General features: G+C 69.5%; 13 protein-coding genes. 3 read left to right on the top strand and 10 right to left on the bottom strand.

The window, feature by feature from the left end; genetic code table 11:
* The first annotated feature begins 364 nt into the window (after window positions 1–364).
* Both ltrA and BA062_RS26380 read left to right on the top strand, forming a co-directional pair.
* The gene (gene ltrA / locus BA062_RS26385) at window positions 365–1,804 is read left to right on the top strand and encodes a group II intron reverse transcriptase/maturase (RefSeq protein ID WP_110341280.1); all 1,440 of its coding nucleotides are present in this window, start codon (window positions 365–367) and stop codon (window positions 1,802–1,804) included.
* A gap of 135 nt (window positions 1,805–1,939) precedes the next feature.
* Window positions 1,940–2,206 (top strand): class I SAM-dependent methyltransferase, encoded by a 267-nt coding sequence (locus tag BA062_RS26380; protein WP_110341278.1) that lies wholly within the window; start codon window positions 1,940–1,942, stop codon window positions 2,204–2,206.
* A gap of 70 nt (window positions 2,207–2,276) precedes the next feature.
* Here the strand turns inward: BA062_RS26380 and BA062_RS26375 are convergent, their stop codons facing one another.
* From BA062_RS26375 to BA062_RS26335, 9 genes are all read right to left on the bottom strand, one after another.
* Window positions 2,277–3,311, bottom strand: a complete 1,035-nt coding sequence (locus BA062_RS26375) for a S1C family serine protease (protein WP_205215107.1) — start codon at window positions 3,309–3,311, stop codon at window positions 2,277–2,279.
* Entirely contained in the window at window positions 3,308–4,261 is a 954-nt protein-coding gene (locus BA062_RS26370) for a M48 family metalloprotease (protein WP_098085316.1), read from the bottom strand. Before BA062_RS26370 ends, BA062_RS26375 begins: the two co-directional genes overlap by 4 nt.
* 36 nt (window positions 4,262–4,297) lie before the next feature.
* Window positions 4,298–6,967, bottom strand: a complete 2,670-nt coding sequence (clpB, locus tag BA062_RS26365) for an ATP-dependent chaperone ClpB (protein WP_098085313.1) — start codon at window positions 6,965–6,967, stop codon at window positions 4,298–4,300.
* A gap of 3 nt (window positions 6,968–6,970) precedes the next feature.
* Window positions 6,971–7,327, bottom strand: coding sequence for a chaperone modulator CbpM (locus BA062_RS26360; RefSeq protein WP_098085310.1), 357 nt, complete (start codon window positions 7,325–7,327; stop codon window positions 6,971–6,973).
* A complete protein-coding gene (locus BA062_RS26355; RefSeq protein ID WP_098085307.1) occupies window positions 7,324–8,316 on the bottom strand; it encodes a DnaJ C-terminal domain-containing protein in 993 nt (330 codons plus the stop codon). The genes BA062_RS26360 and BA062_RS26355 overlap by 4 nt, the downstream gene beginning before the upstream one ends.
* Before the next feature lie 6 nt (window positions 8,317–8,322).
* On the bottom strand, window positions 8,323–8,973 hold the full coding sequence (locus BA062_RS26350; RefSeq protein WP_098085305.1) for a nucleotide exchange factor GrpE: 651 nt from the start codon (window positions 8,971–8,973) through the stop codon (window positions 8,323–8,325).
* A gap of 14 nt (window positions 8,974–8,987) precedes the next feature.
* Entirely contained in the window at window positions 8,988–10,871 is a 1,884-nt protein-coding gene (gene dnaK / locus BA062_RS26345) for a molecular chaperone DnaK (protein ID WP_098085302.1), read from the bottom strand.
* Between the two features lie 23 nt (window positions 10,872–10,894).
* On the bottom strand, window positions 10,895–11,350 hold the full coding sequence (locus BA062_RS26340; protein ID WP_236808363.1) for a YflT domain-containing protein: 456 nt from the start codon (window positions 11,348–11,350) through the stop codon (window positions 10,895–10,897).
* A 223-nt stretch (window positions 11,351–11,573) separates the two neighbouring features.
* Window positions 11,574–12,212 (bottom strand): STAS domain-containing protein, encoded by a 639-nt coding sequence (locus tag BA062_RS26335; RefSeq protein WP_158559783.1) that lies wholly within the window; start codon window positions 12,210–12,212, stop codon window positions 11,574–11,576.
* Between the two features lie 266 nt (window positions 12,213–12,478).
* Between BA062_RS26335 and BA062_RS26330 the strand changes: the two genes are divergently transcribed.
* Complete coding sequence (locus BA062_RS26330; RefSeq protein ID WP_110341272.1) at window positions 12,479–12,934, top strand: Hsp20/alpha crystallin family protein; 456 nt, start codon at window positions 12,479–12,481, stop codon at window positions 12,932–12,934.
* 104 nt (window positions 12,935–13,038) lie between these two features.
* On the opposite strand, the gene BA062_RS26325 is transcribed toward BA062_RS26330, so the two are convergent.
* Window positions 13,039–13,827, bottom strand: a complete 789-nt coding sequence (locus BA062_RS26325) for a GAF and ANTAR domain-containing protein (RefSeq protein ID WP_220818364.1) — start codon at window positions 13,825–13,827, stop codon at window positions 13,039–13,041.
* Window positions 13,828–14,158: the final 331 nt, after the last annotated feature.

Below are 14,158 nucleotides of genomic sequence, written 5' to 3'. Positions count from 1 at the left end.
CTGGTGGATACGGGCCGGTGTGCAGTGCACGCCTTCAGGATGTCTCTGGATGCGACTCCGTAACCGGTTAAGGCTGCCGGGGCGGAGGCCACGCCGAAGGTCTGCGGCGTAGGTGTGGCGAGTCTGCCGGGGTAGAGCTGGGCGGCTCACTTGTCGAACGGATGGTGGTGAACGTGGGAAGCGTCCGGATGCTGCCCGACCCTTCCGATATCCGATCGGAAGCGGGGCAGGCTCGTCGTCGGCTGATGGCGTCCGGACGTGGCGGAGTCCTCGTAGTAGTCCGAGCGCGCGAAAGGCGCGTACATGGCGAAGGAGGACAGCAAGTCAGCAGCGGAAGGACTGGAATGCCAGGAGGACGTCGCCGGTGAATACCGACGAGCTGGAGTACGCCTTGGTCAAGGCGGAACGCCGGGTACTGGAGATCCAGACGAAGCTGCACCGCTGGGCCTGTGATGACCCTCGTCGCAGGTTCAACGACCTGTTCAATCTCGTGGCCGATCCCGCGTTCCTGTTGGTGGCGTGGGCTCGGGTGCGGGGTAACAAGGGAGCCCGGACGGCCGGGGTGGACGGCGAGACCGCCCACTACGTGGAGGCTGTGCGGGGTGTCGAGGTCTTCCTCGACGGGCTGCGGTCCGCACTGCGCGACCGCGGTTTCTGCCCGCTCCCGGTTCGTGAGCGGCTGATCCCGAAGGCGAACGGCAAAGTCCGTCGCCTGGGGATCGCCACGGTGACCGACCGGGTGGTGCAGGCGTCCCTGAAACTGGTGCTGGAGCCGATCTTCGAGGCGGATTTCCTCCCGTGCTCCTACGGGTTCCGCCCGAACCGCCGGGCACATGACGCGGTAGCCGAGGTACGCCACTATGCCGCCAACTCCTATGAGTGGGTGGTGGAGGGTGACATCAAGGCATGCTTCGACGAGATCTCGCATCCTGCGCTCATGGCGCGGGTGCGAGTTCGGATCGGGGATAAGCGCGTCCTGGCGCTGGTGAAGGCGTTCTTGAAGTCGGGAATCCTCGGTGAGGATCGCCTGCTGAGGGAGACCAGCACCGGAACCCCGCAAGGGTCGATCTTGTCGCCGTTGCTGAGCAACGTCGCGCTCTCGGTTCTGGATGAGCACATCACCCAGGCACCGGGAGGGCATGACACCGCTCGGTGGGGTGCTAGCGGACGGATGTGGCGCCGTCGCCGAGGACTGCCGAACTTCCGGCTGGTCCGCTATGCCGACGACTGGTGCCTGATGGTGTGTGGCTCTCGGGCCGACGCCGAAACGCTCCGGGACGAGATCGCCGACGTGCTCTCCACGATGGGTCTGCGCCTGTCGGAGGAGAAGACGTTGACCACCCATATCGAGGATGGCCTTGATTTCTTGGGGTGGCGCATCCAGCGTCATCGCAAACGAGGCACGAACCAGCACTACGTCTATACCTACCCGGCGCGGAAGTCCGTTAGCGCGATCACGGGGAAGGTCAAGGAGCAGTGCCGGAAGACGGGCGTTGGGCTGACGCTGGATGACCTGCTCGTCCATCTCAACCGGATGATGCGGGGCTGGTGCGTCTACTTCCGTCCGGGGGTGTCGAGCAAAGCCTTCAACTACGTGTCCCACTATGCGTGGGAACGCGTGATCTGGTGGCTGCGCAAGAAACATCCCCGGATGAACTGGAAGGAACTGCGACGCCGCTACTGCGGCGGCCGATGGTGGCCAACAGGCGAGACCACGGACCTGTTCAACGCGGCCACGGTGCGCACCACGCGCTACCGCTACCGAGGAACAGCTATCCCCTCGCCCTGGCCACGAACGGCATGAGGATCACCCAGCACAGCGGGACCTGTGGAGCGCCCGTTGCGGTGAGAGCCGCACGGCGGGTGCGGGAAGCGGTCCGGAGAAACGGGCTGGCGGAAAGGCCAGCACCGCGCTCCGGGCCGACTTCACCTTGCCCAGTTGACCGGCCGCGCGGACCTGGTGACCACGATCGACATCGACCCGGACGTCACCGCGAAAGCCAAGCGGGCCCTGACCGCCACCGGCTACGGCGACGTGCATGTGATCACCGGCGATGGTGGGCTCGGCTATCCCGACCACGCCCCGTACGACCGCATGATCGCCACCGTCTCGCCGTGGGACATTCCCGCGCAGTGGTGGCAACAGCTCGCGCCCGGAGGACGGCTGGTCGCCCCGCTGCGCTTCCCTGTCAAGTCAGCGTGTTGAACCGTTTCGTCGGGCGGTGGTGGCGTTCCCAGCCGCCGCTCGGACCGATTAACGTGGGTGCTGAGGGTGCTCAGCCGGTGCGCGAGCCGATGGTCAGGGTGACGGATTGGGATGTGTCTGCGCGGATGAGGGTGGCCGGCACCTTCTGTCCTGGCTGGGTGTGTCGGAGGGCAGCCAGGAGGTCCTCGACGCTGCGGATTGGTGTGCCGGCGAATTCGGTGATGACGTCGCCGGTGCGGATGCCGCTGGCGGCGGCGGGACCGCTTTGGTCGATGCCGAGGACGAGTGCGCCGTGGTCGGTGTGTACGCCGAGTTTTTGTTGGATGTCGGGGGTGAGCCGGCCGAGTGAGATCCCGAGGTAGGGGTGGGTCGCGGTGCCCTTGGTGAGCAGCTGGTCGGCGATGTCGGTGACGGTGGCTGAGGGGATGGCGAACCCGAGAGACACCGCCCCTGCGGCGGGTGGGATGTATGCCTCGTTGATGCCCACGACCCGGCCTTGCGTGTCGAGCAGTGCACCGCCGGAGTTGCCGGGGGAGATCGAGGCGTCGGTTTGAATGAGGTCCACAAGGGACTGGGTTTGGCCGGCGGATCCGGGGATCTCGCGGTGCAGCCCGGAGATGATGCCGGCGGTGACCGAGTTCTCGAAGCCCAGGGGGCTGCCGATGGCCAGGGCTCGTTCACCGGGCCGGGGCAGGTCGTTGCGGTACTGCGGCACGGGCAGGTTCTTGCGGTCGGTGCGCACGACGGCGAGGTCGGTGATGGTGTCGGTGGCCAGGACGGTGCCGGGTGAGCGGGCGCCGTCGGCGTAGGCGATGGTGACCTCTCGCTGGGTTCCCACGACGTGCTGGTTGGTGACCACGACGTCCGGGCGCAGGACGACCCCGCTGCCCAGGTCCTGGCCTGCCTGGACGGTGACCACGCTGGGGCTGACCCGGTCGACCACGTCGGCGTACCCGGCCCCTGGCCCCGCGGGGGCCGGGGTGGTGGTGGTGGCGTTCGGCTGGGCGGGATTGCTCGATCCGGTCGTGCAGGCTGACAGCGCAATGGCCGCCGCCGCGACTGCACCGCAGATCCGCGCCGTTCGAGGGCTAACTGTGCTGTTCATCGCGCGAGGCTCCTCATCGTGGGGGCCAGTGCACCCGCCCAACTCGACCGGGGCGCGGGGCGCGCTGGACCCGACGGGCCGGCCGCTACCTGGCTGGCTAGCTGCCGCAGGCGGCGGATGCGCTCGGCGGTCGGCGGGTGGGTGCTGAACAGCGCCGCCACCCCGTCGTCGCTGAGCGGGTGAGCGATCATGAGGTGGGCGTAGGCGGCGTGTGGAGCGTCGGCGGGCAGCGGCAGCCGCCGTGTCCACTGGTCGATCTTCTGCAGGGCGCTTGCTAGAGCGAGCGGGTCGCCGGAGAGATCCGCGCCGTCGACATCGGCTTGGTATTCGCGGCTGCGGCTGATGGCGAGCTGGATCAGCCCGGCCGCGACGGGGGCGAGGATCAGCATCAGCAGCGCGGCCACCGGGTGGGGTCCGTCGTCGTCCTCGGTGGACGAGCCGATGGGCAGGAACAGGGCGAGGTTGGCCAGGCTGGTGAGGATCCCGGCCAGGGCGGCGGCGACGCTGGAGGTGAGGATGTCCCGGTTGTACACGTGGGACAGTTCGTGGCCCAGGACCGCGCGCAGCTCGCGTGGGGTGAGCAGACGCAGGATGCCGTCGGTAACGCAGACCGCGGCGTGGCGGGGACTGCGGCCGGTGGCGAACGCGTTGGGCTGGGCGATGGGGCTGACATACAGCCGCGGCATCGGCTGGCCGGCACTGGTGGCCAGCTCGCGCACCATCGCATGCAGCTCGGGTGCCTGCGCTTCGTTGACCGGGCGGGCGGCCATGGCGTGCAACGCGATCGTGTCGGAGTAGAAGTAGGCGGCCCCGTTCATCACCAGCGACAGCACGGTGGCCACGATGAGTCCGGTGCTGCCGCCGAGCGCGTAGCCGATGGTGAGGATGAGCGCGGTGAGCACACCGAGCAGCAGCGCGGTCTTGAGCGCGTTGGTGTAGCGCCGCACCATGAGGATTCACCTCCCGTTGTCGTCTGGTGTTGTGGGTTATGACCCGGTGCCGGCGGCTACTCGGTCGGCCGGGTCCTGGCTCGGGCCGGTGTTGGGGTTGTCGAAGCTGACCGTCAGCCCACCGTCGGATAGTCCGATGTGGATGGTGGCGCCGTCGTGCACGTCGCCGCCGAGCAGGGCGCGGCCGATGCGGGTTTCGACCTCGCGGGCGATGAACCGGCGCAGCGGTCGGGCGCCGTAGACCGGATCGAACCCTTGCTGGGCGATGAAATGCCGCGCCGGGTCGGACAGATGGAGGGTCATCCGGCGTTCGGCGAGCCGGCCGCGCAGCTCGTCGGTCATCAGCTCGACGATGCGCTCGATCTCGGCCTCGGTCAGCGGTTTGAACAGCACGATGTCGTCGATCCGGTTGAGGAACTCGGGCCGGAAGTGCCCGCGCAACGCCGCCATCACCCGCTCCCGCGCCTCCGGTTTGATCTCCCCGCCCGCCGTCGCGCCCTCCAGCAGATATTCCGAGCCGATGTTGGAGGTCATGATGATGACCGTGTTGCGGAAGTCGACGGTGCGGCCCTGGGCGTCGGTGAGCCGGCCGTCGTCGAGGACCTGCAGCAGCGTGTTGAACACGTCGGTGTGGGCCTTCTCGATCTCGTCGAACAACACGACCGAGTACGGCTTGCGGCGCACCGCTTCGGTGAGCTGGCCGCCCTCCTCGTAGCCGACGTAGCCGGGTGGGGCGCCGACCAGGCGGGAGACGGTGTGGCGTTCCTGGTACTCGCTCATGTCCAGGCGCACCATGTTGTCGGCGGTGTCGAATAGCGCCGCTGCAAGGGTTTTGGCGAGTTCGGTCTTGCCGACGCCGGTGGGGCCGAGGAAGACGAACGACCCGATCGGGCGGCGCGGGTCCTTGATGCCGGACCGGGCGCGGATGATCGCGTCCGCGACCAGTTGCACGGCCTCGTCCTGGCCGACCACTCGCTGGTGCAGGATTTCGTCCAGCCGCAAGAGTTTGTCGCGTTCGCCTTCTTGCAGGCGGGACACGGGGATGCCTGTCCAGCGCGACACGATCGCCGCGATTTCGTCCGCGGTGACGACTTCACGCAACAACCGCTGCCTGCCCTGCTTGGCCGTCAGCTGCTGTTCCTCGGCGTCCAGGCGGCGTTCCAGCTCGGGCAGCCTGCCGTGACGCAGTTCGGCGGCACGGTTGAGGTCGTAGTCGCGTTCGGCCAGCTCGGCGTCATGGCGCACCTGGTCGATCTCCTGCCGCAGCGACTGCACCTTGCGCAGCGCGGCACGTTCGGCCTCCCACTGCGCCCGCATGGCGTCGGCTTCGGCGCGCAGGTCGGCCAACTCCTTGCGCAACTCCGTGAGCCGGGACTGGCTGGCCGGGTCGGTTTCCTTCGCCAGCGCCGCTTCCTCGATCTCCAGGCGCATCACCCGCCGGGTCAGCTCGTCGAGTTCGGCCGGCATCGAGTCGATTTCGGTGCGCAGCATCGCGCAAGCCTCGTCGACCAGGTCGATGGCCTTGTCCGGCAGGAACCGGTCGGAAATGTAGCGGTGGCTCAAGGTCACGGCGGCGACCAGGGCGCTGTCCTGGATCTTCACGCCGTGGAAGATCTCCAGCCGCTCCCGCAACCCACGCAGGATCGAGATCGCGTCGGCCTCGTCCGGTTCGTCCACGAGCACGGGCTGGAAGCGGCGTTCCAGGGCGGCGTCTTTCTCGATGTGCTTGCGGTACTCGTCGACCGTGGTGGCGCCGATCATGTGCAGCTCGCCGCGGGCCAGCATCGGTTTGAGCATGTTCCCGGCGTCCATCGCCCCTTCCGCGGCGCCGGCACCGACGACGGTGTGCAGTTCGTCGACGAACAGCAGGATCCGGCCCTCGGCGGCTTTCACCTCGTTGAGCACGGCCTTGAGCCGCTCCTCGAACTCGCCGCGGTACTTCGCGCCGGCGACCAGAGAGCCCATGTCGAGGGCGAAGACGGTCTTGTCGCGCAACCCTTCGGGCACGTCGCCGCGGTGGATGCGTTGCGCGAGGCCCTCGACGATGGCGGTCTTGCCGACGCCGGGGTCGCCGATGAGGACCGGGTTGTTCTTGGTCTTGCGGGACAGGATCTGCACCACGCGGCGGATCTCAGCATCACGCCCGATGACCGGGTCGAGCTTGCCTGCGGCGGCGTCGGCGACGAGGTCGCGGCCGTACTTGTCCAGCGCTTCGTAGGCGACCTCGGGCATCGCGGAGGTGACCCGCTGGTTGCCGCGGATCGCGGTCAGCGCCTGCAGGAACCGGTCGCGGGTCAGGCCGTGCTCGTGCAGCAGCCGGCCCGCGGCGGTGGTGGTCCCTTCCTCGATCAGCGCGATCACCAGGTGTTCGACGGAGACGTACTCGTCTTTGAGCCGCTTGGCCTCGCGCTCGGCGGTGTCGAGCAGCCGGACCAGCCGCTGGGTGAGGAAGATCTGCCCCGGTGCGGCGCCGGGCCCGGACACCTTGGGACGGCGTCCCAGTTCGGTCTCCAGCGCGGTGCGCAGCGTGTCCGGGTCCGCCTGGGCCTGGGCCAGCAGCCGCGGCACGAGTCCGTCCGGGTCGTCCAGCAGCGCCAGCAGCAGGTGCTCACCGTCGACCTCGGTGTGGCCGAAGCGCACCGCCTTCGTCTGGGCGTCGTGCAGTGCCTGCCGGGATTTCTGGGTCAAAGGGTCGGTCTTGTCCACGGGTCACCTCCACGGTTGTCGTTGACTACGGCGCAGCGCGCGTTCCAGCTGGTCGACCCGGTCCAGCAGATCCAGCACCAGCCCCAGAGCGGCGTAGTTGACCGAGAACGCGGCGCGCAGTCGCTGCATGCGGGCCAGCCTCGCCAGCTGGTCCGGGGCGAACCACAGCGCCCCGGCCCGGTCTCGCTCTGGGTCGAGCAACCCGAGCGCGACGAACCGGGTCACCAGGTCCGGGTGGGTGCCGGTGGCGCGGGCGAAGGATTCCAGGTCCAGCCACCCACGCCGGTTGTGGTCGGGATCGCGCTGGTAGCGGATCAACGCATAGCTCATCGGGGCACCTGGGATCGAACTGTCGGTCATGACCGCCTCCTCGCCGACGTGCCGCGGGGGTCGAAGGTCGAGGCTGTGGCCAGTTCGGCGAACAGCCGGCGCTCGGCGTCGGTAAGCCGGTCGGGTACCACGATCCGCGCCTCGGCGTAGAGGTCACCGGCCTGGCCGCGCGGGTGGGGCATGCCCTGTCCGCGCAGCCGCAACCGCCGGCCGCTGGAGGTACCCGCCGGGACCTTCACCTTGGTCTGCCCGCCGGGGGTGTCCACCGCGACCGTCGCGCCCAATGCGGCTTCCCATGGCGCCAACGGCAGATCGACGGTCAGGTCTCGTCCGTCGACGCGGTAGCGCGGGTGCGGTGTCAGCCGCACCACCAGATACAGGTCGCCCGCTGCCGCGGCGTTGCCGATGCCCTGGCCGCCTTGCCCGGCCAGCCGGATCCGCTGCCCGTCGGTCACCCCGGCGGGAATGGTCACCCGCAGCGTGCGCGGCCCGTCGGGGCCGGGCAGGGTCAGCGAACGCTGCCCGCCCCGGTATGCCTCCTCGACAGTCAATTCGAGTTCGGCCTCCTGGTCCGCGCCCCGCACGGACTGCCCGCGGGCGCGGGCGGTGCGCTGGCCGAAGATGCTGCCGAACAGGTCCTCGACATCGAACTCGCCGCCGAACCCGGCACTGAACGGCGACCCGCCGAACCCTCCGCCGGGCCCGGTGTTCACCCAGACCCGCTCACCACCGGAACCGGACCGCGCGCCGGTGCCGGCGCGGGCGCGCTGCCAGGTCTCGGGGTCGACGCCCTCGGGCACCTGCCGGAAGTCCGGCCCGAACGCGTCGTAGCGGCGCCGCGTCTCCGGATCGGAGAGCACCTGGTACGCCTCGGAGACCTCCTTGAACCGATCCTCGGCCCCCGGTTGCTTGTTCACGTCCGGGTGGTACTTGCGCGCCAGCGTGCGGTAGGCGCGCTGGATCTCCTCCTGACTGGCGGTGCGCGACACCCCCAGCGCCTCGTAGAAGTCACGAGCCACCGAGCGTCACCCCCTGTCCCGCTCGTCTCGGGATCCGTCATCGGCGGCGCGGGCGGCGACCACGACCGTCGCCGGACGTAGTTGCCGGTCGGCGTCACCGTAGCCGGGGCGCAGTACCTCGACCACGGTGCCGGGCTTGGCCTCGGTGTCCGCGCGGGTGGACACGGCCTCGTGCCGGGTCGGGTCGAACGCCACGCCGTGGTCGTCGCGGCGTGGGTAGCCCAGTCCGGCCAGCACCGTCAGGGCCTGGTCGCGGACCGCGCGGATGCCCTGCACGATCGAGCCGGGGTCGGCGTCGGCGTGGGTCAGGGCGAGGTCGAGGTTGTCCACGACCGGCAGCCAGGCCGCGGCCACCCGGCCGCGCTCGTCAAGGCGTTGCCGTTCGCTGTCTCGGGCTACCCGCTTGCGCAGGTTGTCCAGCTCCGCGGCGGTACGCCGCCACCGGTCTTCCAGCTCGGCCACTTGTGCCCGCAGCCGAGCCACCTCGTCCTCGGGCTCGGCCTGGTCGGCCGGGGCGGCCGGGTCGGTTTCGGGAGCGGGCGGCTCGGCCCGCTCCCGCACGAACCGCTCCTCCCGCGGCTGCTGCTCGCCGACCGTCGCTCGGCCGCCGGGGTCGAGGTGCTCGCCGGGGCCGGAGCGGATGCGGTCCTCGGCCATGGCGTGCCCTCCTCTCACTCGCTGGTGAACTCGGCGTCGATCACGTCATCACCGCCGCCGTCCCGCCGGGCGCCGCCACCGGCCTGATTGCCGGCGGTGCCTCCGGCCGCGGTATCCAGGCCGTAGAACAGCTGCTGCAGCTCCGAAGTCAGCTCCCGCAGCCGCTCGATACCGACGGTGTCGTCCTTGACGGCCTGGTGAGCGTCGCCGATGAGTAGCTCCGCGCGGGCCTTCTCGTGCGCGGGCGCGGCGTCACCCAACTCACCGAGGCGCTTCTCGACCTGGTAGGCGATGGTGTCCAGGGTGTTGCGGGCGTCGACGCGCTCGCGGATCTTGGCGTCCTCGCCGCGGTGCCGTTCGGCGTCGGCGACCATCCGCTCGACCTCACTCTGGTCGAGGTTGGAGCTTTCGCTGATGGTGATGGTCTGTTCGGCGCCGGTGTCCTTGTCCTTGGCGGAGACGTTGAGGATGCCGTTGGCGTCGAGGTCGAAGGTGACCTCGACCTGCGGCACCCCACGCGGGGCGGGCCGGATGTTCTCCAACCGGAACCGGCCCAGCACCCGGTTGTCCGCCGCGCGTTCCCGCTCACCCTGCAGCACCACCACATCCACGGCGTTCTGGTTGTCCTCCGCGGTGGAGAACACCTCGCTACGCCGCGCCGGAATGGTGGTGTTGCGCTCGATCACCTTGGTCATCACCCCGCCCAGGGTCTCCACACCGAGCGACAGCGGAGTGACGTCGAGCAGCAGGACGTCGGACATCTCGCCCTTGATCACCGCGGACTGCAGCGCCGCGCCAAGCGCGACGACCTCGTCCGGGTTGACCGTCATGTTCGGGTCCTTGCCGCCGGTCAACCGGCGCACCAGCTGCTGCACCGCCGGGATCCGGGTCGAACCGCCGACCAGGATCACCTCGTCGATGTCGTTCGCGGTCACCTTCGCATCCGCCATCGCCTGCTGCACCGGGCCCATGCAGCGCTCCACCAAGTCCGCGGTGAGCTGGTCGAACTTCGACCGCATCAGCGTGGTGTTCAGGTGCTTCGGCCCGCCGGCGTCGGCGGTGATGAACGGCAGGTTGATCGTGGTCTGGGACACCGAGGACAGCTCGACCTTCGCCTTCTCCGCCGCCTCGTACAGCCGCTGCAGCGCCTGCGGATCCTTGCGCAGGTCGATGCCGTAGTCCTTGCGGAACTCCTCGGCCAGCCAGTCCACGATCCGCCGGTCGAAATCGTCACCGCCCAGGTGCGTGTCGCCGGCGGTGGCGCGGACCTCCACGACCCCGTCGCCGACGTCGAGCAGGCTGACATCGAAGGTGCCGCCGCCCAGGTCGAACACCAGCACGGTCTCGTTCTTCTTCTTGTCCAGCCCGTAGGCCAGCGCCGCCGCGGTCGGCTCGTTGATGATCCGCAGCACGTTCAGCCCGGCGATCTTGCCGGCGTCCTTGGTCGCCTGCCGCTGGGCGTCGTTGAAGTACGCCGGCACCGTGATCACCGCTTCGGTGACCTTCTCGCCCAGGTACTTCGACGCGTCGTCGACCAGCTTGCGCAGCACCGCCGCAGAGATCTCCTCCGGCGCGACCTGCTTGCTACGCACATCGAACCGTGCCGCGCCGTTCGGGCCGGACACCACCTCATAGGACACCGTGTCCCGTTCGGTGGCCACCTCCTCGAACCGACGGCCGATGAACCGCTTCGCCGACGCGATGGTGCCTTTCGGGTTCAGGATCGCCTGGCGGCGCGCGAGCTGCCCGACCAGCCGCTCGCCCTGGTCGGTGTACGCCACGACCGACGGGGTGGTGCGGCTGCCCTCGCTGTTCGGGATCACGGTCGGCTGGCCGCCCTCCACGGTGGCGATCACCGAGTTGGTGGTTCCCAGGTCGATACCGACTGCCTTAGCCATGAGAAGCGCCTCCCCTCACGTGATCAGGACTGGCTGGTCTGCAGCAGTTCGCGGGCGCGTTCGGCGTGCGCGGGGTCGACCAGCACCTCGTAGCGGTCGGCGATCAGCTGGCTGGCCGAGAGGAAGTCCCGGCGGCCACCGGAGAGCGCGTGCCAGATCAGGGCCGCCACGGCGCCGACCACCGCGCCCCACAGCAGCGCCCACAAGATCACCGCGAACCACGCGACCGCGTTGGTGGTGAACAGCGCCAGGAACACGCCGAACAGCAGCCCGATCCACAGCCCGTTGAGGGCGCCCAGCCCGGCTGCCTTCGGATATGTCAGCCGGCCCAGCACGTCTTCCACCAGGCGCAGGCCCACGCCGCTGATGGTGGTGTGCTCGACCGGGAAACCCTTGTCGGACAACGAGTCCACCGCGCGTTCCGCGTCGGCGTAGTTGTCGAACCCCGCCACGACCTCCCGGTTACGGGAGCTGGTCACCTGAGCCAATCGAGCCATTGCTTCCGCCTCCCTGCTGTTGTGAACTCGCCTTCGATGGGTCTCTCCGCCCCACGAGCGCTACTACACGCATGCCGCGCGTAGCGGGAGAGAAATCACCGGCCAACCACCCGCATACCCGCCGCGGCTCGCACCAACCGGGCTTGCGGTCACCGCCGCGGACAGGTCGACGGGGTCGCCCTGTCGGCTGGTGCGGATGCTGCACCTAGCGGGATGCCACGGGACTGCGGTGCCGGTGTCGGTCGCCGTGCCTGCTGCGCGCCGTGCGGCTGGGGTTGCTGCCGTGCGCCGCACCGCCGGGATGGAGCACCCGCTCACCAGGCAGTCGGCGTGGCGCGCGGTGCGCACCGTCCGGTGTGGGCCAGGGCGCGGTGGGAGCGCTGGTCCGGGGCGGTCGATGCGGGGCCGGCACCAGCTGGGCGTCGGCGAGCAGGTCGAGCTGGTTCAACGTCGCCGCGACGTGCCCGGCTGCCTCGGTGATCACCACCGGAACCCTGAGCACGTCACGGAGCAGGCGCAGCAGCAGCCCGAAGCCGGTGAAGTCCAGGCGTCGGACCCGGTGCAGGTCGATCACGACCTGCCGGGCGCCGCCGGTGCGCAGCCGGGCCAGCCACCGCGGCAGGTGCCGGGCCAGGCGCTCGGCCTGCTCCGCGCTCGGACGCAGAATCCATACGCCGTCGCCGGAGTCGGCCAGCACGCGCCCGGCGGGCACCCCGCTGGCACTGGTCCCACGGTCACGCGTGCACGCCTGCGGCATGAGCCGGTTCGTGCCGGTGCGCGCTGGCCGGGCGCCGTGCCCGGTGCTCGGCGCGGGCGTCGATACGAACGTCGGTGCACTCGCCATCCCGAACACCACCTCCCATCCTGGCGTCCGCGAGCAGAGCGGGATGAGTTGGCCGTCGTTCACCCAACAAGACGTGCACGACTCCATCCCGTGTTCCCGACACCACCCGTGTTTGTGACTCAGATCACATAAATCTTGAGTCGGATAGGCTCAACTTCGGGAACAAGAGGTGGCTCATGTTCGTCGTGGTGGATGTCCGGCCGCCGGGGCGACAGGTTCTGGCGGACGCGGTAACGACACGTGATCGAGTTGTGGAGGTGAGAGCCATGACGCTGCCTGCTGTGCGATCGTCGAGCTCGCTGCGGCACTGGGACCCGTTCCGGGAGTTCGAGGACCTCTACAGTCAGATGGGCCGCTGGATGGACTCGGTGGCCGGTCGCCTCGACGAGGGCGTGCGGGCCTGGTCGCCGCTGGCCGACGTGACTGAGACCGAGGACGCCTACCTGGTCGAGGTCGAGCTGCCCGGGATCAAGCGCGACGACATCACCATCGACGTGGTCGGCACCGAGCTGGCCATCAACGGTGAGGTCAAGGAGAAGGAGCGGCAGGGCTGGTTTAGGCACCGCACCCGCCGCACCGGCCAGTTCGCCTACCGGGTGACCCTGCCGCAGGACGTGAACGCCGACAAGATCGAGGCCACCCTCGACGAGGGCGTGCTGACCGTCCGTGTGCCCAAGACCGAGGCGGCCAAGCCGCGCCGCATCGCGATCAGCGGCAAGTGACCATCCCCAGGCAGTCCACCGGCAATGCCCGCGCCACCTGCCCCGCCTAGCACAGCCGCGGGTCGGTGGCGCGGGCGTTGCTGTGGCTGTGAGAAACCGGGCTGCTAGCTCGTCGCGGCTCCCGCGGTGGTGGCGTCAAGCCGGAACTTGGTCAGGGCGCTGTCGAAGGTGTCCTGTTCGTGGGCGGAGACCAGCATCTCGGCGACGTCCCGGAGTTTGGTGTTGGTGTTCTGCGAGGCTCCCTTGAGCAAGTGGAACCCGCCTTGGGCGTCGCAGCCGAAGTGGCGCATCAGCAGGCCCTGGGCCTGTCCGATCGTCTGCCGGGTCTCCAGCGCCACCTTGAGGTGGTCCACCAGGCGGCGGCTGTCGTGGAACAGTTGCGCGTTGTCGAACACCACGCCGGCGTGCACCGTCAGCAGCAGCGCGACGTCGTGGACGGTCTCGTCGAATCGGTGCGGCTCGTCGGAGAACACCGTCAGCACCGCCGACCCGCCCGATCCGCCGCAGCGGCGGGTCGGCACCGGCAACACCAGGACACTGCGATAGCCGTGCTCGGCCAGACGCGCGCTGAACCGCGGCCACCGCTGATCGGTGTGCGTGTCGTCCACCCGGCGAGGTTCGCGATACCGCAACGCTTCCACGAGCGGGCCGTCACCGGTCAGCATGTCCTGCGTGGGCGCCGCTGCACCCGGCGTCGCGCAGGCCGCCACCACGTCCGCTTGCTCGGCCCGCGCGCCGGTCATGGTGACGGTGACCGCCGCGCAGCCCGGCACGGTGCGCAGCACCCGCTCGGCAAAGCGTCCCAGCGCGCCCGTCACGTCGTCGTCCTCGACCAGCCGCGACACCTCGGCCAGCTCCTGGGAGATGGTCAGCAGCTCGGTTTCGCCGGTCATGCGCACAAACCCCTTTGTCGCGGCAACGGCCACGGTCGCGCGGACTCAACCCCGGCCTGCCGCGGGAGCGCCGGAGGCGACCTTCATCGCATCCGATGCTGCGCTGCTGAACACCGACCGTCGATGACCGTACCGAAGTATCGAGGTCGCCCCCGACGACCCCAAGTCTTGGCACCGCCCGCGCCGACCGCAACCCTGTCCAGCGCGCCGCCTCCCCGACAGTGCTTCGCCCTCTGGAAACCGGGCAGCGCCGTCACTAGCATGTCGGTCAGCTCGCGGTTGTGCAGTCAGCCGGGACGTGCTGCAAACCCACTCAGGTGGAGCAGGACAA

This window comes from Prauserella flavalba (assembly GCF_003202235.1).
GTDB classification, from domain to species: Bacteria; Actinomycetota; Actinomycetes; order Mycobacteriales; family Pseudonocardiaceae; genus Prauserella_A; species Prauserella_A flavalba.
Note: the sequence above shows the minus strand (reverse complement) of the source record. Positions and strands in the feature narration are given on the sequence as shown.

Coding starts and splice junctions, on each gene's coding strand:
- BA062_RS26375 (WP_205215107.1), bottom strand. CDS start 3,311: ATGAACAGCACAGTTAGCCCTCGAACGGCGCGGATCTGCGGTGCAGTC.
- BA062_RS26370 (WP_098085316.1), bottom strand. CDS start 4,261: ATGGTGCGGCGCTACACCAACGCGCTCAAGACCGCGCTGCTGCTCGGT.
- BA062_RS26360 (WP_098085310.1), bottom strand. CDS start 7,327: ATGACCGACAGTTCGATCCCAGGTGCCCCGATGAGCTATGCGTTGATC.
- BA062_RS26350 (WP_098085305.1), bottom strand. CDS start 8,973: ATGGCCGAGGACCGCATCCGCTCCGGCCCCGGCGAGCACCTCGACCCC.
- dnaK (WP_098085302.1), bottom strand. CDS start 10,871: ATGGCTAAGGCAGTCGGTATCGACCTGGGAACCACCAACTCGGTGATC.
- BA062_RS26335 (WP_158559783.1), bottom strand. CDS start 12,212: ATGGCGAGTGCACCGACGTTCGTATCGACGCCCGCGCCGAGCACCGGG.
- BA062_RS26330 (WP_110341272.1), top strand. CDS start 12,479: ATGACGCTGCCTGCTGTGCGATCGTCGAGCTCGCTGCGGCACTGGGAC.
- BA062_RS26325 (WP_220818364.1), bottom strand. CDS start 13,827: ATGACCGGCGAAACCGAGCTGCTGACCATCTCCCAGGAGCTGGCCGAG.